The 25,564-nt window shown below is 73.5% G+C and carries 23 protein-coding genes; 11 read left to right on the top strand and 12 right to left on the bottom strand.

Annotated features, from left to right (window positions below; translation table 11 throughout):
- Positions 1-90 precede the first annotated feature (90 nt).
- Positions 91-1,038, bottom strand: a complete 948-nt coding sequence (locus AB0F68_RS33730) for an NUDIX domain-containing protein (protein WP_357345688.1) — start codon at positions 1,036-1,038, stop codon at positions 91-93.
- 144 nt (positions 1,039-1,182) lie between these two features.
- Here AB0F68_RS33730 and AB0F68_RS33725 point away from each other — a divergent pair, with 144 nt between their 5' ends.
- On the top strand, positions 1,183-1,539 hold the full coding sequence (locus tag AB0F68_RS33725) for a PspC domain-containing protein (RefSeq protein ID WP_357345686.1): 357 nt from the start codon (positions 1,183-1,185) through the stop codon (positions 1,537-1,539).
- A gap of 7 nt (positions 1,540-1,546) precedes the next feature.
- On the opposite strand, the gene guaA is transcribed toward AB0F68_RS33725, so the two are convergent.
- The gene (gene guaA / locus AB0F68_RS33720) at positions 1,547-3,100 is read right to left on the bottom strand and encodes a glutamine-hydrolyzing GMP synthase (protein ID WP_357345684.1); all 1,554 of its coding nucleotides are present in this window, start codon (positions 3,098-3,100) and stop codon (positions 1,547-1,549) included.
- Positions 3,101-3,168: 68 nt separating this feature from the next.
- Complete coding sequence (locus AB0F68_RS33715) at positions 3,169-4,866, bottom strand: GMC family oxidoreductase (RefSeq protein ID WP_357345682.1); 1,698 nt, start codon at positions 4,864-4,866, stop codon at positions 3,169-3,171.
- A gap of 146 nt (positions 4,867-5,012) precedes the next feature.
- On the opposite strand from AB0F68_RS33715, the gene AB0F68_RS33710 reads away from it, so the two are divergent.
- A complete protein-coding gene (locus AB0F68_RS33710; protein WP_357345681.1) occupies positions 5,013-6,122 on the top strand; it encodes an LCP family protein in 1,110 nt (369 codons plus the stop codon).
- A gap of 1 nt (position 6,123) precedes the next feature.
- Here AB0F68_RS33710 and AB0F68_RS33705 read toward each other — a convergent pair whose 3' ends face one another.
- The 4 genes from AB0F68_RS33705 to guaB form a co-directional block, all read right to left on the bottom strand.
- Positions 6,124-7,581 carry a M1 family metallopeptidase gene (locus AB0F68_RS33705; RefSeq protein WP_357345679.1) on the bottom strand — a complete coding sequence of 486 codons (1,458 nt, stop codon included), beginning with the start codon at positions 7,579-7,581 and terminating at the stop codon, positions 6,124-6,126.
- A gap of 90 nt (positions 7,582-7,671) precedes the next feature.
- Complete coding sequence (locus tag AB0F68_RS33700; RefSeq protein WP_357345677.1) at positions 7,672-9,066, bottom strand: M1 family metallopeptidase; 1,395 nt, start codon at positions 9,064-9,066, stop codon at positions 7,672-7,674.
- Positions 9,067-9,139: 73 nt separating this feature from the next.
- Positions 9,140-10,258 carry a GuaB3 family IMP dehydrogenase-related protein gene (locus AB0F68_RS33695; RefSeq protein ID WP_357345675.1) on the bottom strand — a complete coding sequence of 373 codons (1,119 nt, stop codon included), beginning with the start codon at positions 10,256-10,258 and terminating at the stop codon, positions 9,140-9,142.
- 30 nt (positions 10,259-10,288) lie between these two features.
- Positions 10,289-11,851 carry an IMP dehydrogenase gene (gene guaB / locus AB0F68_RS33690; RefSeq protein ID WP_357345673.1) on the bottom strand — a complete coding sequence of 521 codons (1,563 nt, stop codon included), beginning with the start codon at positions 11,849-11,851 and terminating at the stop codon, positions 10,289-10,291.
- A gap of 197 nt (positions 11,852-12,048) precedes the next feature.
- Here guaB and AB0F68_RS33685 point away from each other — a divergent pair, with 197 nt between their 5' ends.
- Positions 12,049-12,456 (top strand): DUF5319 domain-containing protein, encoded by a 408-nt coding sequence (locus tag AB0F68_RS33685; RefSeq protein WP_357345671.1) that lies wholly within the window; start codon positions 12,049-12,051, stop codon positions 12,454-12,456.
- 8 nt (positions 12,457-12,464) lie between these two features.
- Here the strand turns inward: AB0F68_RS33685 and AB0F68_RS33680 are convergent, their stop codons facing one another.
- Positions 12,465-13,280, bottom strand: coding sequence for a response regulator transcription factor (locus tag AB0F68_RS33680; RefSeq protein ID WP_357345669.1), 816 nt, complete (start codon positions 13,278-13,280; stop codon positions 12,465-12,467).
- 254 nt (positions 13,281-13,534) lie between these two features.
- Between AB0F68_RS33680 and AB0F68_RS33675 the strand changes: the two genes are divergently transcribed.
- The 3 genes from AB0F68_RS33675 (at position 13,535) to AB0F68_RS33665 (ending at position 15,832) form a co-directional block, all read left to right on the top strand.
- The gene (locus AB0F68_RS33675; RefSeq protein WP_357345667.1) at positions 13,535-13,939 is read left to right on the top strand and encodes a WhiB family transcriptional regulator; all 405 of its coding nucleotides are present in this window, start codon (positions 13,535-13,537) and stop codon (positions 13,937-13,939) included.
- A 110-nt stretch (positions 13,940-14,049) separates the two neighbouring features.
- Complete coding sequence (locus tag AB0F68_RS33670) at positions 14,050-14,949, top strand: LysR family transcriptional regulator (RefSeq protein WP_357345665.1); 900 nt, start codon at positions 14,050-14,052, stop codon at positions 14,947-14,949.
- A 136-nt stretch (positions 14,950-15,085) separates the two neighbouring features.
- The gene (locus AB0F68_RS33665; protein WP_357345663.1) at positions 15,086-15,832 is read left to right on the top strand and encodes an SDR family oxidoreductase; all 747 of its coding nucleotides are present in this window, start codon (positions 15,086-15,088) and stop codon (positions 15,830-15,832) included.
- 56 nt (positions 15,833-15,888) lie between these two features.
- Here the strand turns inward: AB0F68_RS33665 and AB0F68_RS33660 are convergent, their stop codons facing one another.
- From AB0F68_RS33660 to groES, 4 genes are all read right to left on the bottom strand, one after another.
- Positions 15,889-17,058: a low temperature requirement protein A gene (locus tag AB0F68_RS33660; RefSeq protein WP_357345661.1), complete on the bottom strand. Its 1,170-nt coding sequence runs from the start codon at positions 17,056-17,058 to the stop codon at positions 15,889-15,891.
- A 60-nt stretch (positions 17,059-17,118) separates the two neighbouring features.
- Complete coding sequence (locus tag AB0F68_RS33655; protein ID WP_357345659.1) at positions 17,119-18,786, bottom strand: molybdopterin-dependent oxidoreductase; 1,668 nt, start codon at positions 18,784-18,786, stop codon at positions 17,119-17,121.
- A 124-nt stretch (positions 18,787-18,910) separates the two neighbouring features.
- Positions 18,911-20,554 (bottom strand): chaperonin GroEL, encoded by a 1,644-nt coding sequence (gene groL, locus AB0F68_RS33650; RefSeq protein WP_357345657.1) that lies wholly within the window; start codon positions 20,552-20,554, stop codon positions 18,911-18,913.
- A gap of 70 nt (positions 20,555-20,624) precedes the next feature.
- Positions 20,625-20,939 carry a co-chaperone GroES gene (groES, locus tag AB0F68_RS33645; RefSeq protein WP_018222648.1) on the bottom strand — a complete coding sequence of 105 codons (315 nt, stop codon included), beginning with the start codon at positions 20,937-20,939 and terminating at the stop codon, positions 20,625-20,627.
- Positions 20,940-21,270: 331 nt separating this feature from the next.
- Between groES and AB0F68_RS33640 the strand changes: the two genes are divergently transcribed.
- The 5 genes from AB0F68_RS33640 (at position 21,271) to AB0F68_RS33620 (ending at position 25,452) form a co-directional block, all read left to right on the top strand.
- Complete coding sequence (locus tag AB0F68_RS33640) at positions 21,271-22,071, top strand: helix-turn-helix transcriptional regulator (RefSeq protein WP_357345655.1); 801 nt, start codon at positions 21,271-21,273, stop codon at positions 22,069-22,071.
- Complete coding sequence (locus AB0F68_RS33635; protein ID WP_357345652.1) at positions 22,062-22,253, top strand: DUF397 domain-containing protein; 192 nt, start codon at positions 22,062-22,064, stop codon at positions 22,251-22,253. The genes AB0F68_RS33640 and AB0F68_RS33635 overlap by 10 nt, the downstream gene beginning before the upstream one ends.
- Positions 22,254-22,419: 166 nt before the next feature.
- Complete coding sequence (locus AB0F68_RS33630; protein WP_357345650.1) at positions 22,420-23,607, top strand: methyltransferase domain-containing protein; 1,188 nt, start codon at positions 22,420-22,422, stop codon at positions 23,605-23,607.
- A gap of 47 nt (positions 23,608-23,654) precedes the next feature.
- Entirely contained in the window at positions 23,655-24,134 is a 480-nt protein-coding gene (gene ybaK, locus AB0F68_RS33625) for a Cys-tRNA(Pro) deacylase (RefSeq protein ID WP_357345648.1), read from the top strand.
- Between the two features lie 214 nt (positions 24,135-24,348).
- The gene (locus AB0F68_RS33620) at positions 24,349-25,452 is read left to right on the top strand and encodes a substrate-binding domain-containing protein (RefSeq protein ID WP_357345646.1); all 1,104 of its coding nucleotides are present in this window, start codon (positions 24,349-24,351) and stop codon (positions 25,450-25,452) included.
- Positions 25,453-25,564 lie beyond the last annotated feature (112 nt).

The following is a 25,564-nucleotide window of genomic DNA, read 5'->3' as shown; positions in this document are numbered from 1 at the left end:
AAAGGCACGAAGCCAGTCAGAGCAAGAGTCACGCCCACCGCTGCCAGCTATCAGCTCACCACTGCTGAACCGACCCAGCCAGCCTCACAGTCAGATCAGGTGGGCGGCGTGGACGGCCTCGGCCGTCACCTCGGTGAGGCGGTCGGTGGGCAGGGCCCCCAGCTCCTCGCGGCGGAACCAGCGGGCCTCGCAGGTGGAGCCACCGACGTCGGCCACCGTGGGCGGGGCGGGCTGGTCGACGACCACCCGGTAGAAGGCGCGTACGCCGTGCCAGTCGATCGGGTAGCCCTCCGGGCCGAGCGAGGCGGCGTCCCGGTGGCTGGCCACCCCGAGCAGCTCGACCAGGCGGCCGGTCTGCCCGGTCTCCTCGACCAGTTCCCGGATCAGCGCGGCACCCGGCTGCTCGCCGTAGTCGGTGCCGCCGCCGGGCAGGTGCCAGCAGCCGGCGCCCGGGTAGCCGTCGGAGACCCGGGTGAGCAGCACCCGCTCCTCCGGGTCGGTCACCACGGCGTAGGCGGCGAAGCGCTGCGCCCGGTGCAGCCCGTCCGGGCCCGGGACGGCGTAGAAGGAGGGGAACTCGGGGACCTCCTCCGGCACGATGTCGTCGGTGGCCGTGGGCAGGCCCAGGGCGCGCGCGGCGAACGAGCGCAGCGGCAGCTCCCGGGCCTCGTCGAGGGTGAACCAGCGGGCCAGGTCGGTGGGGCGGTCGACCCGGTCGGCGAGCGTGCCGCCCCGCACCGAGACCGTGTAGAGCAGCCGGTCGGTGTGGATCGTGATGCCCCGCTCGGGCAGCGCCCGCATGTCGGCGAGGACGTCCTGGAGCGCGGCGACCGCCACCGAGAGCCCGGTCTCCGCGGCGGTCTCCCGGACGACGGTGTGCTTGGGGTCCTCCCCGTGGTCGACCGCCCCGCCGGGCAGCGACCACGCGCCGGGGGTGCCGGAGCGCTCCGATGCGCGGACCAGTAACACTCGGCCGTCTGAATCAGCACAAACTGCGTATGCCGCGATCCTGCGGAGCGGCTCCAGCAAGGTGGTCACGGGAGGAAATTCTCCCCGGATGCGGTTACCGCCATCGAAAAGAGTCGGATTCCTGACTCTTGGCTGGCGCCTCAGGGACGCGTCAGGGTAGGAGTCCGGGCGGTCACCGAGGTCGCCCGGCGGCCCGCGCGGGACCGTGGAGACATGACCTCGACGAACCCCTCCCAGGCCCCGTACAAGCAGCTCCGCCGGCCGGTCACCGACCGGATGGTCGCCGGCGTGGCCAGCGGCCTCGGCCGCTACTTCGCCGTCGACCCCACCCTCGTGCGGGTGGGCTTCGCGGTGGCGACCCTGCTCACCGGCGGGCTCGCCGCGCTCGCGTACCCGATCATGTGGTTCCTGATGCCCGAGGAGCCAGCGGGTGCGCCCGCCTGGCCGCACCCGCCGGGCACCGCGCCCGGCTGGCCGCCGGTCCCGCCGGCGGCCACGGGTCCGCACCCGGCGGCGGCCACGCCGGAGCCCGCGCCCCGGCCGGCGCCTCAGCCGCCGACGGCGGCCTGACTCGGCGTCACTCCCACTCGATGGTGCCCGGCGGCTTGCTGGTCACGTCCAGGACCACCCGGTTGACCTCGGCGACCTCGTTGGTGATCCGGGTGGAGATCCGGGCCACCACCTCGTAGGGCAGCCGAGACCAGTCGGCGGTCATCGCGTCCTCGCTGGAGACCGGGCGCAGCACCACGGGATGCCCGTAGCTGCGCCCGTCGCCCTGCACGCCGACGCTGCGCACGTCGGCCAGGAGCACCACCGGGAACTGCCAGACACCCCGGTCGAGGCCGGCGGCGGTGAGCTCCTGCCGGGCGATCAGGTCGGCCTTGCGGAGCACGGCGAGGCGCTCCTCGTCGACCGCGCCGATGATCCGGATGGCCAGGCCCGGGCCGGGGAACGGGTGCCGCCAGACCATCGCCTCGGGCAGCCCCAGCTCCAGGCCGAGCGTGCGGACCTCGTCCTTGAACAGCGTGCGCAGCGGCTCGACCAGGGCGAACTTCAGGTCCTCCGGCAGGCCGCCGACGTTGTGGTGGCTCTTGATGTTGGCGGTGCCGGTGCCGCCGCCGGACTCCACCACGTCCGGGTAGAGGGTGCCCTGCACCAGGAACTCGACGTCGCCGTGCGCCGCGATCTCCCGGGCGGCGGCCTCGAAGACCCGGATGAACTCCCGGCCGATGATCTTGCGCTTCTGCTCGGGGTCGGTCACCCCGGCCAGCGCGCCGAGGAACCGCTCGCGGGCGTCGACCACCTTGAGCTTGATGCCGGTGGCGGCCACGTAGTCCTTCTCCACCTGCTCGGCCTCGCCGGCGCGGAGCAGGCCGTGGTCGACGAAGACGCAGGTGAGCTGGTCACCGACGGCCTTGTGCACCAGCGCCGCGGCGACCGCCGAGTCGACGCCGCCGGACAGGCCGCAGATGACCTCCTTGTCGCCGACCTGCTCCCGGATCCGGGCCACCTGCTCGTCGATGATGTTCTCAGGCGTCCAGGTCGGCTCGATGCCGGCGATGTCGTGCAGGAAGCGGCTGAGCATCTCCTGGCCGTGCGCGGTGTGCCCGACCTCCGGGTGGAACTGCACCCCGGCCCGCCGGCCGGCCAGGTCCTCGAACGCGGCGACCGGCGCGCCCGCCGACTCGGCCGTGACCGCGAAGCCGGCCGGCGCCTCGGTGACGCAGTCGCCGTGGCTCATCCAGACCGGCAGGTCGTCGGGGAGGTCGCGGAGCAGCACGCCGGCCTCCGGGCGGGCGTGCAGCGGGGTGCCGCCGTACTCGCGGTTGCCGGTGCGCGCCACGGTGCCGCCGAGCGCCTGGGCCATGGCCTGGAAGCCGTAGCAGATGCCGAAGACCGGGACCCCGGCGTCGAACATCCCGGCGTCGATCTGCGGGGCGTCCGGCGCGTAGACGCTGGACGGGCCGCCGGACAGGATGATCGCGGCTGGGTTCTTCGCCAGCATCTCGGACACCGGCATGGAGTGCGGGACGATCTCCGAGTAGACCTTCGCCTCGCGGACGCGGCGCGCGATGAGCTGGGCGTACTGGGCTCCGAAGTCCACCACGAGGACGGGGCGAGGCGTGCTCATGTGCAGCAACCTTACCGACAGTCACCCCCGGCGCGGGCCGCGCCCCGGTGTGTCGCGCGCCGCCCTGCTCAGGGACGCAGGGCGGCGGGGGCGTGCGCCGGGACGGCGGGCTGCTTCGGGGCCACCGGGGCGAGCCGGCGGTAGGGCGCGCCGAGCGGCGGTCGGGGGTCCTCGTCCCCCTTGTTGGGCCAGAACGACATGGCCCGCTCGGCCTGCGCCGTGATCGTCAGCGACGGGTTGACGCCGAGGTTGGCCGAGACCGCCGCGCCGTCCACCACGTGCAGCCCGGGGTGGCCGTGCACCCGGTGGTACGGGTCGATCACCCCGCGCTCCGGGCTGTCTCCGATCACCGCGCCGCCCAGGATGTGCGCGGTCATCGGGATGTTGAACGGCTCGGTGACCGCCCCGCCGGGCGTGCCGTCGATCTCCTCGGCGAGCAGCCGGACCGCCTCGTTGCCGGCCGGGATCCAGGTCGGGTTGGGGGCGCCGTGCCCCGGGCCGGAGACCAGCCGGCGGCCGAGCCGACCGCGCCGGTAGCGGGTGGTGAGCGAGTTGTCGGCCGACTGCATGACCAGGGCGATCACGGTGCGCTCGGACCAGCCGCGCACCGAGAGCATCCGGGCGGCCAGCGCGGGCTGCCGGACGATGCTGCCCAGCCAGCGCCGGATCCGGTGCGGGCCGCCGTCGACCAGCAGCGACTGGAGCAGGCCCATCGCGTTGGAGCCCTTGCCGTAGCGGACCGGCTCGATGTGGGTCTGCGGGTCGGGGTGGAACGAGCTGGTGATCGCCACCCCCTCGGTGAAGTCGAGGCCGCGCCGCCGGGCCTGGCCGGGCCCGACCGAGGCGCCGAGGATGGCCTCCGAGTTGGTCCGGGTCAGCTCGCCGAGCCGGGGCGACAGGGCGGGCAGCGCGCCGGTCGCCTTCATCTCGTGCAGCAGCCGCTGGGTGCCCAGCGCGCCGGCCGCGAAGACCACCTGGTCGGCGTGGATCACCTGACGGCGCTTGCGCAGCCGGGCGCCGGTGCGCTCGGTGTGCACCTCGTAGCCGCCGTCGGCGGCCGGGCGCACCGCGGTCACCGTGGTCAGCGGGTGGACCTGCGCGCCGAGCCGCTCGGCCAGCCAGAGGTAGTTCTTGACCAGGGTGTTCTTCGCGCCGTGCCGGCAGCCGGTCATGCACGAGCCGCAGTGGCTGCAACCCGTCCGGTCCGGCCCGACCCCGCCGAAGTACGGGTCGGGCACCCGCTCGCCGGGGCGGCCGATGTGCACGCCCACCGGCGTCGCGTGGAAGGTGTGCCCCACCCCCATCCGCTCGGCCACCGCCCGCATGGCCCGGTCCGCCCCGGTGACGACCGGGTACGTGGTGACGCCGAGCATCCGCTTCGCCTGGTCGTAGTGGCGGGCCAGCTCGTCGCGCCAGTCGGTGATGTCCCGCCATTGCGGGTCGGCGTAGAACGCGTCGAGCGGTTCGTAGAGCGTGTTCGCGTAGACCAGCGAGCCGCCGCCCACTCCGGCGCCGGCGAGCACCAGCACCCCACCGCCGGCCTTCCGGTCGGCCGAGCGGAGCAGGGTGATCCGCTGGAGGCCGTAGCAGCCGAGCTTCGGGGCCCACAGGAAGCGCCGGACTCGCCAGGAGGTCCGGGGGAACTCGTCGTCGGCGAAACGCCGGCCGGCCTCCAGGACCCCGACGGTGTAACCCTTCTCGGCCAGCCGGAGCGCGGTGACGCTGCCGCCGAAACCGGACCCGATGACGACCACGTCGTACCGCATGGAGGCATCATTACCGACGGGTAGCTGTAGCGCCAGCGAGAGTTTTTCGCAGATCATGCAGAGCGCTCGATCAAACGGGGATCCCGCCCGGGCAACCGACGGCCACCCGTCGCGCGTCAGGTGGAACACGGGGAGAGGAGACCACGATGACGCGACGACGGTGGGTGCTGGGACTGACCGCCCTGGTGGCCGTGGTGCTGGTCGCCGCCGGCGCGGTGGTGGCCACGCGGCTGGTCTCCCGCCCCTCGCCCGGCCCGGTCGCCGGCCCGGCCACGCCGAGCCCGTCCGCCGCGCCGACCACCCCGGCCCCGGTGACGTCCAGCCCCACCCCGCCGCCCGGCGCCGACCTGAAGGGGCCGCTCAACCTCCTGCTGGTCGGGGTGGACACCCGGATCAGCGTGCCCGGCTGGGAGCCGCACGCCGACGCCGTGCTGGTGCTGCACGTGCCCGCCGGGCTGGGGCGCGCGTACCTCTTCTCGCTCCCCCGCGACCTGGTGGTCGACATCCCGGCCTACCCGAAGGCCGGCTACCCGGGCGGCCGGACCAAGCTCACCCACGCGATGAGCTACGGCAGCCGGATCCCCGGCGACAAGGCGCACCCCAGCACCGCGCAGGGGTACGAGCTGCTGCGCACCACGGTCAGCCGGTACACCGGGCTGCGCATCGACGCCGGCGCGGTGCTCACGTTCGGCGGCTTCGACAAGCTGGTCGACACCCTCGGCGGTGTGGACCTCTACGTGGACCAGCGGGTCGCCTCGATCCACCGCCGGCCGGACGGGCGCTACCGGGACCGGTCCGGCAGCACCTACACCGGGCCGCAGATGATCTACCAGCCGGGCAACCGGCACCTGACCGGCTGGCAGGCGCTGGACTACGCCCGCCAGCGCTACACCGCCGGTGGCGACTACACCCGCCAGCGGCACCAGCAGCAGCTGATCCGGGCGCTGGCCCGGAAGATCCTCGACCAGGGGCTGGCCCGCGACCCGGACCGGGTCCAGCAGGTGGTCGACGCGCTCGGCAAGACCCTGGTGTACGTCGGCGGCGGCCGCCGGCTGGTCGACTTCGCGTACGCCCTGGGTGGCCTGCCGGCGGAGAAGTTCGTCCTGGTCGGCCTCCCCGGCGACGGGGTGGGCAGCGGCGGGTCCTACCAGGGCGAGCAACTGCGCCCGGTGGGCCGCGAGTTCCTCGCCGCGCTGCGGGGCGGCAGCGCCGACGCGTACCTGGCCGCCCACCCGTCGCTCCGGGTGAAGAACTGACTCAGAGCGGCTTCGGAGCCGCCGGGCGCTCGGTGCCGTAGAGCCAGGCGTCGAAGAGCTTGTCGAGGTTCTTGCCGGAGACCCGCTCGGCGAGCGCCACGAACTCGTCGGTGGTGGCGTTGCCGTTCTTGTTCTCCGCCGCCCAGGTGCGCAGGATGGTGAAGAAGGCGCTGTCGCCGACCGCCACCCGCAGCGCGTGCACGGTTATCCCGCCCCGCTCGTAGACCGACCGGCCGAACAGGTTCGCCACCCCCGGCCTGCCCGGCGGCGTACGCCAGACCTGGCTCGACGTGGTCCCGTACTTCTGCTCGAAGGTGTGCTGGACGGTGGACTCCCCGGCGTGCTCGGCCCAGAGCCACTCGGCGTACGTGGCCAGCCCCTCGTTGAGCCAGATGTCCTGCCAGCGCTGGACGGAGACGCTGTCGCCGTACCACTGGTGGGCCAGCTCGTGCGCGATCACGCCGGTGTTGTCGCCCTGCCGGAAGAACCCGGCCGAGTAGACCGGCCGGCTCTGCGTCTCCAGCGCGTACCGGATCCGGTCGTCGGCGACCACCACCCCGCCGTACGCGCCGAACGGGTACGGCCCGAAGATGCTCTCCAGGTAGTCGGCCACCTCGACGGTCCGCGCGATCGACCGGTCCGGCGCGCCCTCGGCCACCTGCGTGGTGACCGCGCTGTAGACCGGCCGTCCCTTGTGCTCACCGGTGGTGATCCGGAACTTCCCGATCACCACCGTGGTCAGGTAGCTGGCCATCGGGGACCCCTCGGACCAGCGCCAGGTGGTCCAGTCGCCCTTGGTGCTCCGTCCCTTCGGGACGCCGTTGCCGACCGCGGTGAGCCCCTTCGGCACGGTGATCTCGAAGTCGTAGGTGGCCTTGTCGGAGGGGTGGTCGTTGACCGGGTACCAGGTGCTCGCCGACTCCGGCTGGCCGAGCGCGATAGCCCCGTCGTCGGTGTGCAGCCAGCCGCCCTCGCCGAGCACGTCGTTGTCCAGCGCGGCCGGCCGGCCGTCGTACCGGATCTCGGCGACGAAGCCGTTGCCGGAGGTGAGGCCGGTGGCCGGGGTGACCACCAGCTCGTCGTCGGTGCGGGCGTGGCCGGCCTTCGCCCCGTCCACGGTGACCGACCGGACCGTCAGCCCGGCCAGGTCCAGGTTGAACGCCGACAGGTTGGCGGTCGCCGTGGCGCGCAGGGTGGTGGTGCCGGTGAGCCGGTCGGTCGCCGGGTCGTAGCGCACCTTCACGGTGTAGTGGGCGACGTCGTAGCCGCCGTTGCCGTAGGTCGGGAAGTAGGTGTCGCCGGCGCCCGGCGCACCGGGCGCGAAGCTGCGCTCGGCCGCCGGGCTGGACGCGGTGAGCGCCGGCGCCGCCCGGTCCGGCTCGGCCGAGCCGCAGCCGGCGAGCAGCAACGCTCCGCAGGTCAGCAGCCCCAGACGTCGTCGTCCGCCGCGCCGCGCCATCGCCTCGATCCCTCCCGGACCAGAACCGTGGCGGCCCTGCCCGGGGCCGCTCCGCCCGCGGCAGCCTAACCGGCGTCCGTCACGTCCGCGTCACGGCAGGGCGGGCGCGGTCGCCCCGACGAGCCAGGCGTCGAAGAGCGCGCGCAGCGGCTTCCCGGCGGTCCGCTCGGCGTACCCGACGAAGTCGGCTGTGGTGGCGGTGCCGTCCCGCCGCTCGGCCAGCCAGCCGCGCAGGATGCGGAAGAAGGTCTCGTCGCCGACCGCACGGCGCAGCGCGTGCACGGCGAGCGCGCCGCGCTGGTAGACCGCGTCGCCGAACATCGCGGCGCGGCCCGGGTCTACCGAGGGCCGGCTCCAGTCGGTGACCGCGTACCGGTCGGCGAAGGCCCGCTCGACGGTGCGCCCGCCGTCGTGCTCCGCCCAGAGCCATTCCGCGTACGTGGCGAAGCCCTCGTTGAGCCAGAGGTCGCTCCACCGGGCCACCGAGACGCTGTCGCCGAACCACTGGTGGGCCAGCTCGTGCGCGACCACCTCGGTGTTCGGGCGGGCGCCCCGGAAGAAGCCGGGCCCGTAGACCGGCCGGGACTGGGTCTCCAGCGCGTACCGGATCCGCTCGTCGGCCACCACGATCCCGCCGTACGCGTCGAACGGGTACGGCCCGAAGCGGCCGGCCAGGAAGTCGGCGATCTCCCCGGTGCGGGCCACCGAGGCGGCGGCCGGCCCGTCCGTCGGCAACGTGCCGGCGACGGCGGTGACCATCGGCTTCCCGGCGTGGGTGGCGGTCCGGACCCGGTAGTCGCCGATCACCAGGGTGGACAGGTAGCCGGCCATCGGGGCGCCCTCGGACCAGCGCCAGGTGGTCCAGCCGCCGCTGCTCTCCGTGCCCTTCGGCACCCCGTTGCTCAGCGCGGCGAGCCCGTCCGGGACGGTCACCTCGATGTCGTAGGTGGCCTTGTCGGAGGGGTGGTCGTTGACCGGGTACCAGGTGCTCGCCGACTCCGGCTGGCCCAGCGCGATCGCGCCGTCCGCGGTGGCCTGGAAGCCGCCGTCGCCCAGCTCCGTGCTGGGCAGCGGCTTCGGCACCCCGCCGTAGGTCACGTCGACGGTGAACCGCTGCCCGGCCGGCAGGCCGCGTGCCGGGGTGACGACCAGCTCGGCCCCGTCGCGCCGGTGCTTCGCCGGGGCGCCGTCGACGCGTACCCGGTCGACGGTCAGGCCGGCCAGGTCGAGCTGGAACCGGGACAGCGCCTGGGTGGCGGTGGCGGTCAGGACGGCCTCGCCGGTGAGCCGGTCGTCGGCCGGGTCGTAGCGGATCTTCAGCGCGTAGTGCCCGACGTCGTAGCCGCCGTTGCCGGCCCCCGGCACGTACGGGTCTCCCGCGTCCGCGGCGCCCGGATGGAACCGCTCGTCGTCGTCTCCCGTGCAGCCGCCGGCCAGCAACGCGACGGCGAGCACCGCCGCGCACCACCGTCGGCCGCGCGTCATCCGCCGAGCGTAAATGTGCGACGGCGCGGGTGGGACCGGAATCCGCACCCGCGCCGTCGGCCGGTCACCCGGGTCAGCGGTCGAGGACCAGGCCGACCTTCTGGAACTCCTTGAGGTCGCGGTAGCCGCACTTGGCCATCGCGCGGCGCAGCCCGCCGAAGAGGTTGAGCTGGCCGTCCGGCTCGTCGGCCGGGCCGAAGAGCAGCTTCTCCATGGAGCCGAGCGGCTCCCCGGCCACCTCGAACGCGCCGCGCGGCAGCGACGGGTGGCTGGCGGCCGAGTGCCACCAGGCGCCGCCGGCCGGGGCCTCCTCGCAGAGCGACAGCGGCTCGCCCAGCATCACGGCGTCCGCGCCGCAGCCCAGCGCCTTGGCGATGTCGCCGGAGGTCTGCATGTCGCCGTCCGCGATCAGGTGCACGTACCGGCCGCCGGTCTCGTCGAGGTAGTCGCGGCGGGCCGCGGCGGCGTCGGCGATGGCGGTGGCCATCGGCACCCGGATGCCGAGCACCGACTCGGTGGTGGACCAGTCGTCGCCGCCGATGCCGACGATCACGCCGGCCGCGCCGGTGCGCATCAGGTGCAGCGCAGTCTTGTAGTCGGTGCAGCCGCCGACGATGACCGGCAGGTCGAGGTCGGCGATGAACTCCTTGAGGTTGAGCGGCTCGTCGGTGGTGGAGACGTGCTCGGCGGAGACGATGGTGCCCTGGATGACCAGGATGTCGACGCCGGCGTCGAGGATCACCGGGGCGAGCGTCAGGGTGTGCTGCGGGGAGACCCGGACGGCCACGGTGCCGCCGCCGGCCCGCAGCTCGCGGACCCGCTCGGCGATCAGGTCGGGGCGGATCGGCTCCGCGTAGACCTCCTGGAGCCGCTTGGTGGCCCGGGCGTCCTCGTCCAGGCCGGCCAGCTCCTCCAGCACCTTGGCCGGGTTCTCGTAGCGGGTCCAGAGGCCCTCGACGTTGAGCACACCGAGGCCACCGAGCTGGCCGAGCCGCACCGCCGAGGACGGGCTCATGGTCGCGTCGGAGGGGTGGCCGACGCAGGGGATGCCGAACTGGTAGGCGTCGAGCTGCCACGCGGTGGAGACGTCGTCGACGTCCCGGGTGCGGCGGCTCGGCACGATGGCGATTTCGTCCAGGTGGTAGCCGCGCTGCGCGGTCTTGCCCAGCCCGATCTCGACCACGTCACGCATGGGGGACTCCTGGTGGTTGGGGGTGGTGGGTCAGCGGGAGTGGTAGTTGGGCGCCTCGACGGTCATCTGGATGTCGTGCGGGTGGCTCTCCTTGAGGCCGGCCGCGGTGATCCGGATGAGCTGGCCGCGGCGGTGCAGCTCGGGGATGCTCTCGGCGCCGACGTACCCCATGGCGGCGCGGAGCCCGCCGGTGAGCTGGTGGGCGACCTGGGCGAGCGGGCCCCGGTAGGGCACCTGGCCCTCGACGCCCTCGGGGACCAGCTTGTCCTCGGCGAGCACGTCCTGCTGGAAGTAGCGGTCCTTGGAGTAGGACTTGGCCTGGCCCCGCGACTGCATCGCGCCGAGCGAGCCCATCCCCCGGTACGCCTTGTACTGCTTGCCGTTGATGAAGATCAGCTCGCCCGGGCTCTCCTCGCAGCCGGCCAGCAGGCTGCCGAGCATCACCGTGTCGGCGCCGGCCACCAGCGCCTTGGCGATGTCGCCGGAATACTGGATGCCGCCGTCGCCGATCACGGGCACGCCGGCCGGGCGGGCCGCCCGGGACGCCTCCATGATCGCGGTGATCTGCGGTACGCCCACCCCGGCCACGATCCGGGTGGTGCAGATGGCGCCCGGGCCGACGCCCACCTTGATGCCGTCGGCGCCCGCGTCGACCAGCGCCCGGGCGCCGGCGTAGGTGGCGATGTTGCCGCCGACGATGTCGATGGCCACGTCCTTCTTGAGCCGGGCGACCATCTCCAGCACGGCCCGCTGGTGGCCGTGCGCGGTGTCCACGATGAGCACGTCCACCCCGGCGTCGACCAGGGTGCGGGCCCGCTTGTACGCGTCCTCGCCGACGCCCACCGCGGCGGCCACCCGGAGCCGGCCGGCCTCGTCCTTGGTGGCGTTCGGGTACTGCTCGCTCTTGGTGAAGTCCTTGACCGTGATCAGCCCGCGCAGCTTGCCGGCCTCGTCGACGATCGGCAGCTTCTCGACCTTGTGGCGGCGCAGCAGGTCGAGGGCGTCGTCCTTGCTCACCCCGACCGGGGCGGTGATCAGCGGGGTCCGGGTCATGATGTCGCGGACCGGGGTGGCCGGGTCGGAGACGAAGCGCATGTCGCGGTTGGTCACGATGCCGACCAGCTCGCCCTGCCCGTCGACCACCGGCACACCGGAGATGCGGTAGCGGCCGCAGAGCGCGTCGACCTCGCGGAGGGTGTCGTCCGGGCTGGCGGTCACCGGGTTGGTGATCATGCCGGACTCGGAGCGCTTGACCAGGTCGACCTGGAGCGCCTGGTCCTCCACGGAGAGGTTGCGGTGCAGCACGCCGATGCCGCCCTGGCGGGCCATGGCGATCGCCATCCGCGCCTCGGTGACGGTGTCCATGGCGCTGGACAGCAGCGGGACGGTCAGCTCGATGCGGCGGGTGAGCCGGGTGCGGGTGTTGACCCGGCTCGGCACGACGTCCGACTCGCCCGGCTGGAGGAGCACGTCGTCGAAGGTCAGCCCGAGCGGCACCACCCGGGCCGAGCCGGCGGGCAGCTCGGGCAGGTGACCGCCCAGCTCACCGCCGTCGCGGCCGGCCGGGATCTCGGTGCTGGGCGAATTCTCCACGATTGCTCCCCTGAGCTGGTCGGACGGGCTGCAGCGAGGCGGCGCGCGCGGGCACCGGCGCACGCCGGGGTGACGGCGCGTCGCTTCATCGTACCCATTGACCTGGCCCGCCCCCGGCAGCGGCGGGCCCGGGTAGGCGGCGCCACAGGGAGTCCCGGGGGCGGGCTTTCCGGCCGGTCGGGGTCTACGGTGAGGGGGTGCACGACGAGCCCATCGACCCGTTCAACGGCGACCCGGCCGATCCGGCTGCCGGCCTGCACGACCCGCGCGAGGCCGACCCGCTCGACCCGCTGACCGAGATCGAGCGGCAGGACGTCCTGGAGGATCTCGCCGACCTGGAGATCTACCAGGCCCTGCTCCAGCCGATCGGGGTCCGCGGGCTGGTCATCGAGTGCGAGGACTGCCGCGAGCCGCACTACTTCGACTGGGACCTGCTCCGCGGCAACCTGCGGCACCTGCTCAACTCCGGGCGGCCCCGGGTGCACGAGCCGGCCTACGACCCCGACCCGGACCACTACGTGAGCTGGGACTACGCCCGGGGCTACGCGGACGGCGTGCACGACACCCTCACCGAAGGCACCGACGACGCCGCCGCGGAGGATTGACCGGCGGCTCAGGCGACCAGGCCGGCGCGGAAGCCGGCGGCCACGGCGTGCGCCCGGTCGCGCGCGCCGAGCTTGCGGAACAGCCGGCGGGCGTGCGTCTTGACGGTGTCCTCCGAGACGAACAGCTCCCGCCCAATCTCCGCGTTGCTCTTCCCCTCGGCCATGCCGAGCAGCACCTGAAGCTCACGCTCCGTGAGCCCGATGGCGCTGCGCGGGGTGCGCGCCGGCCGCTGCGGGCCGCCCGCAGGCGCCGGCTCCGCCTCGGCGGCCGCCGGGTCGGCGGCGTCCTCGCCGCGCTGCACGGGCACCACCGTGGGCCCGCCGCCGGGACCCTCCGCCGGGCTCGCCGGCCACGGTGGCCCGGCCGGGGTACGCCCCGGCGCGGTGGACCGGGTCGGCCCGCCGACCGCCGCGGCGTCCCGGGCCGGGTCGCTGACCCGGTGCCGGGTGGGCCGGCCGGGGGCGGAGAGCAGCAGCAGGGCCTTGGCGACCGCGCTGGTCAGGTCGTGGTCGGCGTTCTGGATGAGGCCCCGCGCCCCGGCGCTGATGGTGGCCGCGGCCGCCTCGGACTCCTCGGCGCCGAGCAGCAGCACCGCGGCCTGCGGGGCGCGGGCGAGCACCCGCCGGACGAAGCCGGCGCTGTCCGGCCGCGTGAGGGCGGTGTCGGCGAGCACGACGTCGACCGGGCGCTCGGCGAGCCGCAACATCACCTCGGGATCGGAGACGGCCGTCCGGAGCACGCCGGACAGCCCGAGCCGCGCCGCCGCGGAGGTCAAATGCTGGGCCGCGAGTGGTGTCCGAACGCACACGAGAACGCTACGCACAGTGGTCTCCTCTCCGCCTCAGAGCAGACCACGACGGGGTGTGCCCGGGAGGAGGTTCCGGGCAATCATCCGAACTTTTCCGGCAGATGGGGCATATGCCGCCGACTGTCCGAGGTTTTCGATCACAGATGTGTGAGCGCGGGAAAGCCCGGGTACCGAGGGGTCACTCCGGAAACGGTGTCCCGCGCGGACCACCGCCCGGTAGGAGCTGGCCACGAGATTCTCCGCGGTGCCGCGCGGGAGGAGGGGTGCTGATGTCGAACGTACGCAGGCTGCCCGGACCCATTGTCGACCTCTGGGACTGGCAGCGGCTCGGTGCCTGCCGGGGGCGCGACAGCGCCCAGTTCTTCCACCCCGACGGCGAGCGCGGCTCGTCGCGGCTGCGCCGCGAGTCCGGCGCCAAGGCGGTCTGCCGCGCCTGCCCGGTGCGCGCCGAGTGCGCCGCGCACGCCCTCTCGGTCCGCGAGCCCTACGGCGTGTGGGGCGGCTTCAGCGAGTCGGAGCGGCTGCGGCTGCTCGCCCTCGGCTGGGAGGACCTGGCCGACCGCCGGCAGAGCCGGGTGGACGTCGCCCGGCTGGAGGCCCGCCTCGGCCGGCCCCACAAGTCCGCCGTCCCGGATCAGCGCAAGACCGTTCCGGATCAGCGGAAGATCGCCTGACCGTTCCGCACCGACCACCCCGACGCCGCGCCCGGAGCCCCCGGGCGCGGCGTCGTCCGCGTGGCGGCTTCCCGCCCGGCGGCCCCCGCGGTGCGTGATCTGATGGGCCGGTGGAACTGCGGGAGATGCGGGCGTTCGTGGTGGTCGTCGAGGAGGGGAGCCTGTCCGCGGCGGCCCGCCGGTTGCACCTCAGCCAGCCGGCGCTGTCCCAGACCATGAACGGGCTGGAGCGGCAGCTCGGGGTGCCGCTGCTGGTCCGCAGCAGCACCGGCGTACGGGCCACCGAGGCGGGCCTGACGTTGCTGACCGAGGCCCGGGCGCTGCTGGCGCGATACGAGCAGGCGGTGGCCGCGGTCAACCGGCACGGCGCGACGGGCGGCGGCGTGCTCCGGCTCGGCATCCCGCTGGAGCTGCCCGCCGACCTGCTCACCCGGCCGCTCGCCGAGCTGGCGGTGGCCTTTCCGGCTACCCGGGTCCAGGCCCGCCACCTGTCCACCGCCGCACAGTTCGCCGCGCTGCGCGCCGGTGAGTTGGACGTCGGGCTGGTCCGCGAACACCCGATCGGCGCCGACCTGGACGCCGTACCGGTCGTCGAGGAACGGCTGGGCGTGCTGCTGGCCACCGCGCAGGCCGCCGCCGTCGCCGGGCCGGACGGGATCCGGTTGGACGCGCTCGCCGGGCTGGACTGGGTCGGCTTCCCGCGCTCCGGCAGCCCCGCCTGGTATGACGAGCTGACCGCGATCCTGCGCAGCCACGGCCTGGATCTCGGACCCGCCGCGCCCGAGGGACAGGAGCTGATCGCCGAGGTCAAGCTCGCCGCCGTGACCGCGGGCACGGCTTTCGCGCTGGCACCGCCCCGCTGGTCGCAGCCGCTCCCCGAGTCGGTCACCTGGGCCCCGCTGGTCGGCCATCCCCTCGTCCGGCGCACCTGGGCCGCGTGGCCGGCCAGCTCCCACCGGCGCGATCTCGGTCAGCTGATCGCCACCCTGGAGATGCGCGAGGCGGAGTAGCCCGCGGTCGCTTATGGCGGCCATAAGTTCCTCGATCAACCCGGCGGGAAAAAGCCGGCCGCCCGCCGACTTGCACCCACTGGTCGGGACACGCCCGACCGGCGCCGTGCAGGCGCGGAACAGGAGTGGGTGAAGGATGAGCACGGAACTGCAGGGCCGGTCGGCACTGGTGACCGGTGGCAACAGCGGCATCGGCCGGGCGGCCGCCACGGCGCTGGCCCGGCTCGGCGCACACGTGGTGATCTCCGGCCGGGATCCCGAGCGGGGCAACCAGGTGGTCCGGGACATCCGCGCGAGCGGTGGGCGGGCCGATTTCGTGGCCGTCGACCTGCGGGACGAGGCGTCCGCGCGGGAACTCGCCGCCCGGGCCCGGGAGCTGGCCGGTGAGGTCGACATCCTGGTCAACAACGCGGGCATCTACCCGTTCGGCCCCACCGAGCAGACCAGCGAGCAGACCTTCGACGCGGTGTTCGCGCTGAACGTCAAGGTGCCGTACTTCCTGGTGGCCGAGCTGGCGCCGGAGATGGCGAAGCGGGGCCACGGGGCGATCATCAACCTGACCACGATGGTCGCCGAGTTCGGCATGGCGGGGATGAGCCTGTACGGGGCGAGCAAGGCCGCCCTGGTGCTGCTCACCAAGTCCTGGGCGGCCGAGTACGGGCCGCACGGGGTCCGGGTCAACGGGGTCAGCCCCGGCCCCACCCGCACGGAGGGCACCGCCGTCATGGGCGAGGACCTCGACCAGTTGGCGACGATGGCCCCCGCCGGGCGTCCCGGCTCGGCCGAGGAGATCGCCGAGGCGGTCACCTTCCTGGCCACCGACCGGGCGAGCTTCGTGCACGGCGCGATCCTGCCGGTCGACGGCGGGCGCGTCGCGGTCTGAGCCGCCGGCACCACCGCCGCAGCCCGCTCCCCCGCGGAGCGGGCCGCGGCGTGGGCTCAGCCCTCCATCTCCGACGCGGACCACTGCTCGACGACCGTCAGCACCACCCACGGCACCGCGACGAGCGGGACCGCGACCAGCGGCGGCAACCCCGCCAGCGCGACCACCAGCGCCACCAGCGCCAGGCCGGCCTGGGTCAGCCCGACCGGGCGGCTGACCGACAGGCTGATGCCGCGGTAGATGACGACGCAACCGGTCATCATCGCCACCTGGCTGCCGCCCAGCAGCCGACCGACCACGACGGCTCCGGGGCCGTGACCGGCCGCCGCCTCCGCCGCCAGCTCGACGGCGACCCCCGCCGCCACGATCGCCGCGTAGACCACCAGATGCCCGTAGGCGTAGAGGTAGCTGCGCAGGATCGCCTGCCGCCCGGCCTGCAGCACCCGGTTGCCCGCCTCGCGGTCGTACGTGGCGAGGAAGTACACCCACCAGATCCCGCACGCGATGACGAACCCGGCGACCCCGATCGCCACCGAGGCCGGCCGCCAGCCGCCGGCGTCGATGCCGTTCGCCACCGCAAGGACCGCCTCCCCCAGCACGACGATGGTGAACAGGCCGAAGCGTTCCGGCATGTGCGACTTCTGGGTGGGTGCGCGCCGCGCCAGGGCGTACGCCAGCGGTCCGGCGACCGCCGCGTTGAGCACCAGCGCGACCGCCCAGACCGCGTACCGGCCGGGTGCGGGCGCCAGCAGCGAGCCGAACCAGAGCGCGGCGGCGACCAGGAAGCCGCCGGCGTTCCACCGGCAGAAGTCCCGGGCCTCCAGGTCGATCCACCCCACGACGCCGTACGACCCGGCGAGCAGCACGAGCAGGAGTCCGTAGGTCACCGCGAACCGGTTCGCGTCGGCGGCGCTCGCGCCGGGCAGGGAGGCGGCCAGCGCCAGCACCCCGAGCATCGCGGTGAGCTGCACCAGCCGGCTCGGCGGGCGGTCGTCGTCGAAGAGGTCGGCGAAGTAGGAGAAGCTGAACCACAGCCACCAGACCGCGCTGATCAGGCCGGCGAAGATCAGCACCCCGCGTGCCGACGGGTCGGCCACCAGCAGCTGGCCGAGCCGGAACACCGCGACCACGAAGACCAGGTCGAAGAAGAGTTCCAGCCAACTGGCCCGCCGGGCCGCGCCGTAGCCGTGGATCAGTGAGCGCCTGCGCCCCCGCCTGTCCTCCACCGGACGAGATTAGCGAGGATCAGTCCGGTATGTCCGCATCCATCGGACAAGACGTCCGCGTCAGCCCACCGTCACGGTGACGGTGTGCCAGCCGGTGGCGCCGTCCGGGGCGACCGGGCGCCGCCGCTCCGGCTGGGTCTCCCCGGCGGCGTCGGTGGCCCGGACCTGGAGGGTGTGCTCGCCCGGCGTGGCGTCCCAGCGCCACGACCACTGCACCCAGGTGTCCACCGAGACCGTCGGGGCCAGGGTCGCCTCCCGCCACGGGCCGTCGTCGACGCGTACCTCGACGGTGCGGATGCCCCGGTGCTGGGCCCAGGCCACCCCGGCCACCATGACCGGACCTGCGGTGAGCCGGTTGCGCGGGCGGGGCGTGTCGATCCGGGACTGCGTCCTGATCGGCCCCTGCGCCGACCACCCGCGCGGCACCCAGTACGCGTCGAAGTCCGCGAACCTGGTCAGCTCCAGCTCGGTCACCCACTTGCACGCCGAGACGTACCCGTAGAGGCCGGGCACCACCATCCGCACCGGGAAGCCGTGCTCGACCGGCAGCGGCTCGCCGTTCATCCCGACCGCGAGCAGCGCGTCCCGCCCGTCGCGCAGCACCGCGGTGGGAGTGCCGCAGGTCCAGCCGTCGACCGACCGGCCGACCACCTGGTCCGCCCCCTCCTCCGGCTCCGCCTCGTCCAGCAACTCCTTGATCGGCACGCCCAGCCAGCGAGCGTTGCCGATCAGGTCTCCGCCCACCTCGTTGGAGACGCAGGCCAGGGTGACGTACCGCTCGACCATCGGCCGGGCGAGCAGGTCGTCGAAGCTCAGCTCGATCGGGTTGCGGACCCGGCCGTGAATGCGCAGCCGCCAGGTCGCCGGGTCCACCTGCGGCACCACCAGGGCGGTGTCGATCCGGTAGAACTCCCGGTTCGGGGTGACGAAGGGGGCGAGCCGGTTCACCGCGAGGTCCGCGCCGGCCGGCACCGGCGCGGCGGGTGCGACCGGGGTGGGCAGCTTCACCGCCTCCCGGGCCGCCGAGACGCCCCGCCGCCCGGCCAGCCAGTGCCCGCCGAGCCCGGCAACCGCCGCCGTGCCGGCCAGCAGGCCGACGCCGCGCAGGAACCGCCGTCGCGACTCGTGGTCGCCGGGCTCCAGCGGCTCCCACCCGGCCGAGGGCTCCTCGGGTGCGAGCGCGGCGACGATCGGGGGCGGTGTGGGCGCGGACAGCGAGGGCTCGGGCGGCGTGGCCGGCGCCGGCGTCTGCGAGGTGGCCGACGGCCGGGACGAGGTCGACGGCTCGGCGTCCCCCCGCAGCGGGCCGGCCAGGAAGGCCCAGAGCGTGAGCGCCCCCAGCCCGCCGCCGACCAGGGAGGGCAGCGCGTCGGAGGCGTCCGCGCCGGCCCGGGTCAGCGCGGCGGCCACCCCGAGGGCGGCGAACGCCGCGATGCCGGCCAGGCCGATCCGGAGCCGCCGGGCCGCCAGCACGCCGAGCAGCGCGGCGATCGCGGCCAGCAGCACCGCCGTACCCACCAGCAGGGCGATCTTGTCGTACCGGCCGAAGACCGCGATGGCGAACTGCTTGAGCGGCTCGGGCACCACGTCGACCACCAGCCCGCCGACCGCGATCAGCGGCGCGGACCGGGGCCCGGTGAGGACGGCCACCGGTTCGGCCACCCCGATCGCGACGGCCGCCGCGGTGACCCCGGCCAGCGCGGCTCGACCGCGCGAGATGCTGCTCACGGCGACCAGTGTCGTCGGTCGGAGCGCGCGACCGCCAACCTCGTCACCGTTCCGTAAGCGGATACGGGTCAGGGCACACCGCCGGGTGGCGGTGTGCCCTGACGTCAGGCCGTACGGCGCGGGATCAGAAGCCCGGGCCGTGCTGGTGGCCGTGCCCGTGGCCGTGGCCGTGACCGGCGGCGGCCGGCTCGGCCTTCTCCGGCTTCTCCACCACGAGGCTCTCGGTGGTGAGCAGCAGGCCGGCGATCGACGCTGCGTTGGTGACCGCGTTGCGGGTCACCTTCACCGGGTCGAGGATGCCGGACTTGACCAGGTCGACGTACTCGCCGGTGGCGGCGTCGAGGCCGTTGCCCCACTCCTGGCCGGCGACCTTCTGCACCACCACGTAGCCGTCGTGGCCGGCGTTCTGGGCGATCCAGCGCAGCGGCTCGACCAGCGACTTGCGCACGATCGAGACGCCGACCTTCTCGTCACCGGTGAAGCCCAGGTCGTCGTCGAGCACCGGCAGAATCTGGGCCAGGGCGGCGCCGCCACCCGGGACCGTGCCCTCCTCGACCGCGGCCTTGGTCGCGGCGATGGCGTCCTCGATGCGGTGCTTGCGCTCCTTCATCTCGACCTCGGTGGCCGCGCCGACCTTGATCACCGCGATGCCGCCGGAGAGCTTCGCCAGCCGCTCGGCCAGCTTCTCCCGGTCCCACTCGGAGTCCGAGGCCTCGATCTCCTTGCGGATCTGGGCGACCCGGTCGGCGACCTCGGCGGCCTGGCCGCCACCGTCGACGACCGTGGTGTTCTCCTTGTCGACCACCACGCGGCGGGCGGTGCCGAGCACCTCGAGGCCGACCTGGTCGAGCTTGTAGCCCAACTCCGGGGCGACCAGCTCGGCGCCGGTCAGGATCGCCATGTCCTGGAGCATCGCCTTGCGGCGGTCGCCGAAGCCGGGGGCCTTCACGGCGCAGACCTTGATGGTCTTGCGGATCGCGTTGACCACCAGCGTGGACAGGGCCTGGCCCTCGACGTCCTCGGCGATGATGAGCAGCGGCTTGTTGTTCTGGAGAACCTTCTCCAGCAGCGGCAGCAGCTCCTCGATCGCCGAGATCTTCTGCGTGGTGATCAGGATGTACGGGTCCTCAAGGACCGCCTCCTGCCCCTCCACGTCGGTGACGAAGTTCGGCGAGATGAAGCCCTTGTCGAACTGGAGACCCTCGGTCACCTCCAGCTCGGTGGTGAGGGCGGAGCCCTCCTCGACGGTGATGACACCGTCGCGGCCGACCCGCTCCATCGCCTCGGCGATCAGCTCGCCGATGGTGGCGTCCTGCGCGGAGATCGTCGCGACGTGCGCGATCGACTCCTTGTCGGCCACCTCGACGGCCCGGCCGAGCAGCGCCTCGGAGACCTTGGCGGCCGCCGCGTCGATGCCCCGCTTGAGGCCGGCCGGGTTGGTTCCGGCGGTCACGTTGCGCAGGCCCTCGCGGACCATGGCCTGGGCCAGCACGGTCGCGGTGGTGGTCCCGTCGCCGGCGACGTCGTTGGTCTTGGTCGCCACCTCCTTGACCAGCTGCGCGCCGAGGTTCTCGTAGGGGTTGGTGAGCTCGATCTCCTTGGCGATGGTCACGCCGTCGTTGGTGATCGTGGGCGCACCAAACTTCTTGTCCAGGACGACGTTGCGCCCGCGCGGGCCGAGAGTGACCTTGACCGCGTCCGCGAGGGCGTTGACACCGTGCTCCAGCAGGTGCCGGGCGTCGTCCGAGAAGCTCAGGATCTTCGCCATCTGTATCCCTTCGAAGCGTCGTTGCCCCGGCCCGGCGAGCCGGACCGGGGCAACGACACTGATCGGTTGCTTACTTCTCGATGACCGCGAGGACGTCGCGGGCGGAGAGCACCAGGTACTCCTCGCCGGCGTACTTGACCTCGGTGCCGCCGTACTTCGAGTAGAGGACGGTGTCGCCGACCTTGACGTCGATCGGCACGCGGTTGCCCTTGTCGTCGATCCGGCCCGGGCCGACAGCGAGGACGGTGCCCTCCTGCGGCTTCTCCTTGGCGGTGTCGGGGATCACGATGCCCGAGGCGGTGGTGGTCTCGGCCTCGTTCGCCTGGACCACGATGCGGTCCTCGAGCGGCTTGATCGCAACCTTGGTCGCGGTAGTCACGGGCATACCCTCCTGGGGTACTTGGTGTCGTTGCCGGTCGGCACGCCGACCAGCGTCAATCTGCCACATGCCACCGGGCGGGGCCGTCGTCGCGGGTGCCGGTCCGCCTGGCGCTCAACCCCCGGACACCAGGGCCCGGGCGTTGGCACCCTCAGGGTGAGAGTGCTAATCGCAGGTTATTCCTCGGCTAGCACTCCGTCAAGGAGAGTGCCAACGCGCCGCACCTCGTGTCGCCACAGTTCCGCCACTCGTTCCCGCAACACGCCCGGAGCGCCTCGACGTGCGGTGACCGGATCCCTACCTTCCGGAGCCGAAGCCGTCGAGGAAGGAGGGCCGGATGACCCAGGTGCCGACGCTGACGTTCCTGCGTGACCAGCTCCGGCGGGCGCGGCAGGCGCGTGGGCTGAGCCAGGAGGAGCTGGGAAAGCTGGTCAACTACTCGTCGTCGCAGGTCAGCGCGGTGGAGACCGGCGAACGGCCGGTCCGGCCGGACTACGTGGCCCGGGTCGACGCGGTGCTCAAGACCGGCGGCCTCTTCGCCACCATGCTGGAGCTGATCCGGTTCCACGCCGCGCCGGACTGGTTCCGCCCGTGGGAGGAGATCGAACGGGAGGCAACCTCACTCCGCTGGTACGACCCCACCGTCATCCCCGGCCTGCTGCAGACCGAGGGCTATGCGCGGGCGATGCTCAGCATGGGCGGGGCTATGACGATCGAGGAGGTCGAGGCGAGGGTGGTGGCCCGGCTCGCCCGGCAGGCTGTGCTGACCGGCGACCAGCGACCACAGTTCGTCGCGGTGCTGGAGGAGCAGGCGCTGCGCCGACAGGTCGGCGACCGGGCCGCGATGCGCGAGCAGTTGGCGCACCTGCTGGAGGTCGGAGCCGAGCCGAACGTGCAGGTGCGCCTGGTGCCGGCCGGCTCCCCCTGGCACATCGGACTCGGCGGGCCGTTCATCCTGGCCCGCCTCGCGAGCGGCGCCGAGCTGGGCCACCTCGACAACCAACTTCGCGGGCAGACCGTGGACGGCCCGAACGACATTGCCACCCTCGGGCGGCGCTGGGAGACTGTCGCCGGTGAGGCGCTGCCATGCCGACAGTCCGCCCGGCTGATCGAGGAAGTGGTGACGACATGGACCTGAGCCGCGCCTCCTGGCGCAAGGCGTCCCGCAGCAACGCCAACGGTGGTGCCTGCGTCGAGGTCGCCGACGACCTGCCGGGCGTCGTGGCCGTCCGGGACAGCAAGGACCCGACCGGCCCCGTGCTCACCTTCGACCCGGCGAGCTGGCGGGCCTTCGTCGCCGCCGCCCCGGCCCCTCGCTGACCCCACCGTCGGGGTCCGGCCGCCGAGCGCGATCGATCGACTCCAGGTCGCCGACATGGCGGCATCCGCACACCCCGGACACCGCCACCCCGCCGAGCTGGAGTCGATCACGACCATCGCAGGGGTCCGGGCCAGCCGGAGCGGACGCTGCCGGGAGAATGCCCGCGTGGACCTGGATCAGTTCGCCGCCCTGCGTACCCCCGAGGGGTCGGCCGCGCTCGACGCGGCGGCGCGGGTGGCCGGCGGCGACCCGCTGAGGGCGGCGGCCGTGCTCCGCTCCGGCGGGGTGCCGGCGGGCCTCGCGGCGGCGGCGTTGACCCAGGCGGAGCTGCGCCGCCGCGCGGTCGGCAAGTTCGGCCCGGCGGCACTAGGCATGTTCTTCACCCGGGCGGGCCTGGAGCAGGCCACCCGGGGGGTCGTGGCGCGGCGCCGGGCGGAGCGACTGCGCACGGCGGGCGTCGCCACGCTCGCCGATTTGGGCTGCGGCCTCGGGGCGGACGCGCTCGCCGCGGCCCGGGCCGGCATCCGGGTGTACGGCGTCGAGGCCGACCCGCTGACCGCCGCGATGGCCGCCGCGAACGCCGAGGCGGCCGGGCTGGCCGACCGGTTCACGGTGGAGTGCGGGGACGCCACGGCGTTCGACGTGACCCGGGTGGACGGGGTCTTCTGCGACCCGGCCCGGCGGAAGGCCGGCACCGGCCGGCGGATCTTCGACCCGAACGCCTACTCGCCGCCCTGGGACTTCGTGACCGGGCTGGCCGGGCAGGTGCCGCACACGGTGGTGAAGGTGGCCCCGGGGCTGGACCACGCGCTGATCCCGGCGGGCGCCGAGGCCGAGTGGGTGAGCGTCGACGGCGACCTGGTCGAGGCCGCGCTCTGGTGCGGCGCGCTGGCCGCGGTGCCCCGCCGGGCCACCCTGCTCCGGGGCGACGCCGCACACGTGCTGACCGGCGCGGGTGACGCGGAGGCCCCGGTCGGGGCGGCCCGCCGCTTCCTGTACGACCCGGACCCGGCGGTGGTGCGCGCGCACCTGGTCGCCGAGCTGGCCGGCGACCTCGACGCGACGCTGGCCGACCCGAGCATCGCCTACCTCTACGGCGACGAGGCCCGGCCGACCCCGTTCGCCCGCTGTCTGGAGATCACCCACGTGCTGCCGTTCTCGCTGAAGCGGCTGCGCACCCTGCTGCGGGAGCGCCGGGTGGGCCGGGTGGAGATCCTCAAGCGCGGTTCGGCGCTGGAGCCGGAGAAGCTGCGCCGGGACCTGAAGCTGGCCGGCGACGCGGCGGCCAGCCTGGTGCTGACCCGGGTCGCCGGGGCCCCCACCGTGCTGATCTGCCGGCCGGTTCCCGCCTGACGGTTTTCCGCTCGCCCGCCGGGCGGCGGCCGGTTAGCTTGTCGCTCATGGCGGGACAGGGCACTCCGGCGACGGCACTGCTGACCAAACGGAAGATCTCCCACAGCACCCACCCGTACGACGTCTCGCCGGACGCGCCGAACTACGGCGCGCTGGTCGCGGCGGCCCTCGGGGTGCCCCCGGCCCAGGTGTTCAAGTCGCTGGTCACCGAGGTCGACGGCGGGCTGACCGTGGCGGTCGTGCCGGTCACCGGGGAGCTGGACCTCAAGGCCCTCGCCGCCGCGGTGGGCGGCAAGCGGGCGGCCATGGCGGACCGCACCCTGGCCGAGCGGACCACCGGGTACGTCCGCGGCGGGATCAGCCCGCTCGGCCAGCGCAAGCAGCTGCCCACGGTCGTCGACGCCTCCGCGCTGGAGCATCCGACCGTCTATGTCTCGGCGGGGCGTCGGGGCCTGCAACTGCAACTCGCCCCGGGTGACCTGGTCGCCTTGACGGGGGCCGTCACCGCGCCCATCGCCACCCGCTGAACCGCCCTGCCCGGCCGTGGGAGCGTTTCCGCACGTCGGGCCGGGGAGCGCTCTCTGCTGGTTGACGGTGGGTGTCAGTTGCGTTGCTGAATTGTTACCGCCGCCAACAAACTTCTGACCTCGGCTCTCTTGCGCGGCTCGGGAAGGGAGGAATACGTTGCCGGGCACAACAAACCACCGACAACTCCCCCAACCCCCGAAAGGACCCATGCATATGCGCAAGGGCTTCCTCACCTTCGCGGCCGTCGGTCTTCTGGCGACCGGCAGCATGGCCGCCTGCGGTGACAACGGCGGTTCTTCGGACCAGGCCGGCGGCTCCCCCGACAAGAAGCCGAAGATCGGCGTCATCCTCCCGGACAGCAAGTCCTCCGCCCGTTGGGAGGGCGCGGACCGCAAGTTCCTCAAGGAGGCGTTCGACAAGGCCGGCGTCGATTCGGACATCCAGAACGCCCAGAACGACAAGAACGCCTTCCAGACCATCGCCGACCAGATGATCACCAACGGCGTCAACGTGCTGATGATCGTCAACCTGGACTCCGGCACCGGCAAGGCCGTGCTCGACAAGGCCAAGTCGCAGGGCGTCGCCACCATCGACTACGACCGGCTGACCCTGGGCGGCTCCGCGCAGTACTACGTCAGCTTCGACAACGAGGCGGTCGGCAAGCTCCAGGGCGAGGGCCTGAGCAAGTGCCTGACCGACAAGGGCGCCAAGAACCCGTCGATCGCCTACCTCAACGGCTCGCCGACCGACAACAACGCGACCCTGTTCAAGAACGGGTACGACTCGGTGCTCAAGCCGAAGTTCGACTCGAAGGAGTACACGAAGGTCGCCGACGACTCCGTGCCGGCCTGGGACAACGCGCAGGCGGCCACGATCTTCGAGCAGCAGCTCACCAAGGCCGGCGGCAAGATCGACGGCGTGCTCGCCGCCAACGACGGTCTCGGCAACGCGGCCATCTCCGTGCTGAAGAAGAACAAGCTCAACGGCAAGGTCCCGGTGACCGGCCAGGACGCCACCAAGGAGGGCCTGCAGAACATCCTCCTCGGCGACCAGTGCATGACGGTGTACAAGGCGGTCAAGAAGGAGGCCGACGCGGCCGCCGACCTGGCCATCGCGCTGGCCAAGGGCGAGAAGAAGGACACCGGCCAGACGGTCAAGGACCCGGAGGGTGGACGGGACGTCCCGGCCGTCCTGCTCGAGCCGAAGGCGATCTACAAGGACAACGTCAAGGACGTCGTCGCCGACGGCTACATCACCAAGGACGAGCTCTGCACCGGCAACTTCGCCAAGCTCTGCGCCGACGCCGGCATCAGCTGACCCACCCCCCGCTTCAGGCGGCGGCGGCCCGGCGCGGGGGGCGGGGCGGGGGGGGGCCCCCCCCGGCGGGGGGGCCCCCCCGCCGGCGCCCGGGGGACGCCCCGGGCGGCAC

Origin of the sequence: Micromonospora sp. NPDC023966, assembly GCF_040639095.1 — a bacterium.
Taxonomy (GTDB): Bacteria; Actinomycetota; Actinomycetes; order Mycobacteriales; family Micromonosporaceae; genus Micromonospora.
This window is presented reverse-complemented; position numbering and strand designations above follow the sequence as displayed.

What these genes read in the sequence shown, in the direction of transcription:
- AB0F68_RS33665 (WP_357345663.1), top strand. Translation starts at nt 15,086, where the DNA reads ATGAGCACGGAACTGCAGGGCCGGTCGGCACTGGTGACCGGTGGCAAC.
- AB0F68_RS33635 (WP_357345652.1), top strand. Translation starts at nt 22,062, where the DNA reads ATGGACCTGAGCCGCGCCTCCTGGCGCAAGGCGTCCCGCAGCAACGCC.
- AB0F68_RS33710 (WP_357345681.1), top strand. Translation starts at nt 5,013, where the DNA reads ATGACGCGACGACGGTGGGTGCTGGGACTGACCGCCCTGGTGGCCGTG.
- groES (WP_018222648.1), bottom strand. Translation starts at nt 20,939, where the DNA reads ATGCCCGTGACTACCGCGACCAAGGTTGCGATCAAGCCGCTCGAGGAC.
- AB0F68_RS33695 (WP_357345675.1), bottom strand. Translation starts at nt 10,258, where the DNA reads ATGCGTGACGTGGTCGAGATCGGGCTGGGCAAGACCGCGCAGCGCGGC.
- AB0F68_RS33715 (WP_357345682.1), bottom strand. Translation starts at nt 4,866, where the DNA reads ATGCGGTACGACGTGGTCGTCATCGGGTCCGGTTTCGGCGGCAGCGTC.
- AB0F68_RS33620 (WP_357345646.1), top strand. Translation starts at nt 24,349, where the DNA reads ATGCGCAAGGGCTTCCTCACCTTCGCGGCCGTCGGTCTTCTGGCGACC.
- AB0F68_RS33725 (WP_357345686.1), top strand. Translation starts at nt 1,183, where the DNA reads ATGACCTCGACGAACCCCTCCCAGGCCCCGTACAAGCAGCTCCGCCGG.
- AB0F68_RS33705 (WP_357345679.1), bottom strand. Translation starts at nt 7,581, where the DNA reads ATGGCGCGGCGCGGCGGACGACGACGTCTGGGGCTGCTGACCTGCGGA.
- AB0F68_RS33700 (WP_357345677.1), bottom strand. Translation starts at nt 9,066, where the DNA reads ATGACGCGCGGCCGACGGTGGTGCGCGGCGGTGCTCGCCGTCGCGTTG.
- AB0F68_RS33675 (WP_357345667.1), top strand. Translation starts at nt 13,535, where the DNA reads ATGTCGAACGTACGCAGGCTGCCCGGACCCATTGTCGACCTCTGGGAC.
- groL (WP_357345657.1), bottom strand. Translation starts at nt 20,554, where the DNA reads ATGGCGAAGATCCTGAGCTTCTCGGACGACGCCCGGCACCTGCTGGAG.
- AB0F68_RS33640 (WP_357345655.1), top strand. Translation starts at nt 21,271, where the DNA reads ATGACCCAGGTGCCGACGCTGACGTTCCTGCGTGACCAGCTCCGGCGG.
- ybaK (WP_357345648.1), top strand. Translation starts at nt 23,655, where the DNA reads ATGGCGGGACAGGGCACTCCGGCGACGGCACTGCTGACCAAACGGAAG.
- guaA (WP_357345684.1), bottom strand. Translation starts at nt 3,100, where the DNA reads ATGAGCACGCCTCGCCCCGTCCTCGTGGTGGACTTCGGAGCCCAGTAC.